The organism is Bradyrhizobium sp. (genome assembly GCF_049581145.1).
GTDB lineage: Bacteria > Pseudomonadota > Alphaproteobacteria > Rhizobiales > Xanthobacteraceae > Bradyrhizobium.
In genome coordinates this window covers 1-1,708 of the sequence record NZ_JBAURI010001011.1, presented here as the reverse complement: position 1 = coordinate 1,708, position 1,708 = coordinate 1, and the positions used below count along the sequence as shown (strand labels likewise).

The 1,708-nt window shown below is 64.8% G+C and carries 3 protein-coding genes and 1 tRNA gene; 3 read left to right on the top strand and 1 reads right to left on the bottom strand.

What is annotated here, in order from left to right; translation table 11 throughout:
- Positions 1 to 106: 106 nt before the first annotated feature.
- Positions 107 to 181, bottom strand: a tRNA-Val gene (locus tag WCB02_RS32855).
- A 119-nt stretch (positions 182 to 300) separates the two neighbouring features.
- Here WCB02_RS32855 and WCB02_RS32850 point away from each other — a divergent pair.
- From WCB02_RS32850 to WCB02_RS32840, 3 genes are all read left to right on the top strand, one after another.
- Positions 301 to 807, top strand: a complete 507-nt coding sequence (locus tag WCB02_RS32850; protein ID WP_423964921.1) for a GNAT family N-acetyltransferase — start codon at positions 301 to 303, stop codon at positions 805 to 807.
- Positions 808 to 809: 2 nt separating this feature from the next.
- The gene (locus WCB02_RS32845) at positions 810 to 983 is read left to right on the top strand and encodes a hypothetical protein (RefSeq protein WP_423964918.1); all 174 of its coding nucleotides are present in this window, start codon (positions 810 to 812) and stop codon (positions 981 to 983) included.
- Between the two features lie 225 nt (positions 984 to 1,208).
- Positions 1,209 to 1,607 (top strand): hypothetical protein, encoded by a 399-nt coding sequence (locus WCB02_RS32840; RefSeq protein WP_423964916.1) that lies wholly within the window; start codon positions 1,209 to 1,211, stop codon positions 1,605 to 1,607.
- Positions 1,608 to 1,708 lie beyond the last annotated feature (101 nt).

The window sequence follows — 1,708 nt, the reverse complement described above, 5'->3', positions numbered from 1 at the left end:
GTTGATGGTCGGTTCTGCTTTCGCGCGCCGAATGAGCTTGGCCGAAGGCGCGCACGCGGCGAGCCGGAACCGTCAGCTTTTCCAAGGCTTAGAATATTGTTGGAGATGGTGGGCGCTAGAGGGATTGAACCTCTGACCCCTACCATGTCAAGGTAGTGCTCTACCGCTGAGCTAAGCGCCCATCTCCCAGGGTCCCGAGCAGGCGAGCCCGCTCAAGGGCCGGCGGGGTATAGACGCTCGCGCCGCGGGGCGCAATGGGGGCCGCGAACCTTAAGGCCTTCGGAAGAGTCGCCACCCTCGATGGATGCTCCCGCGCTGACGTTACGCCCCGCTGCGCCCGCCGACATCGGCGCGGTGATGGCGATCGAGCGCTCGCCGGAATTCGAGCTTTGCGTCGGCCGCTCCGAAGAGGCCGAACATCGGGCGATGCTTGATTCGCCCTCTCACGCCTACCGGCTCGGGATCGGCGCGGGAGGCGCGATCGAGGCCTTCGCCATCCTGCGCGGCCTCGGCGACGTGCATGCCAACCTTTACCTCAAGCGCGTCGCCGTCGCCCGCCCCGGACAAGGGCTGGGCACGGCCTTCCTGGGCCTGGTTCTCGACGCAGCGTTCGGGCGAATGGGCGCCGAGCGCTTCTACCTCGACTGCTTCGCCGACAACGCCCGCGCGCAAGCCGCCTACCGCAAACTCGGCATGAGCCGCGACGGCGTCCTGCGCCAAGCCTACCGTCTCGGCGACGGGACGCGCGTCGACCTCGTGATGATGGCGATCCTCAAGAGCGAGTGGGAGGGGCGGCGGGAGTCTTAGACATGTTTGCCGCCCTCATACATTTTGAGCCAAGCGGCAGACTGCGCTTTGATCCACCTATGCGCTTCGGATGCCGTCTTGAAGCCGTCGATTTGCGGCTGTTTTCCTCCGGGGAGCGTGAGACGCACATGCCATTCGCCGTCTTTTGTCTCGACGGCATTGAATCGAGCCTTTGATTTAGGGGCGCCCATTTTCTTATTATGGCGACGGACAGCCAATCGCGCTAGAGCAAAGTCTCGGCCACGGCCAAACTGACCCACTACCGATCAGTCCACGAGATTGACAGGGGGGCTGGCGGAAGGCGAAAGTCCCTCGCGCTGGGGGCGGGGCTAGCGAATTTCGTCAAAAGCTTGCGTCCTCCGCGCGTTTCATAGCCGATTGCGGGCAGGGAGGAGCTGGCGGTGAGCAAAACAGTTCGTATGGGTTTGGCGGTTCTCGCCGCGTCTGCGGTTTTGGCCGGCTGCGTGAGCGTCGGCGCGCCGGAAAAGGAAGGGCAGCTCGCGGCGGCGGGGTTCATTCGGCAGCCAGCCGACACCGCGCTGAAAATGACCAAGCTCCAGGCGCTGCCGCAGAACGTCATCGTCGCCGCGCAGCGGAAAGGCCACAACATCTATATCTACGCCGACGCCGCCGGGTGCGGGTGCGCCTTCATCGGCAACGACGCCTCCTACCAGCAATATCAGCAGATCCGCGCCGCCAACAACATCGCGCAAATGCAGGAGACCACGGCGATCCTGAACCAGGAAGCTGCGCTGGACTGGGGAGGCGCCTGGGGCCCCTACGCGCCGGGCTGGTATTGACCGGGGCGGCGGGCGTTCGCCGCTCGCGCTGTCAATCTCGGGGCTTACGAGTGCGGCGTGTTTGACGTCGCCGAGGCTTGGTCCAACAATTGGGCCTGGAG

Coding starts and splice junctions, on each gene's coding strand:
- WCB02_RS32850 (WP_423964921.1), top strand. CDS start 301: ATGGATGCTCCCGCGCTGACGTTACGCCCCGCTGCGCCCGCCGACATC.
- WCB02_RS32845 (WP_423964918.1), top strand. CDS start 810: ATGTTTGCCGCCCTCATACATTTTGAGCCAAGCGGCAGACTGCGCTTT.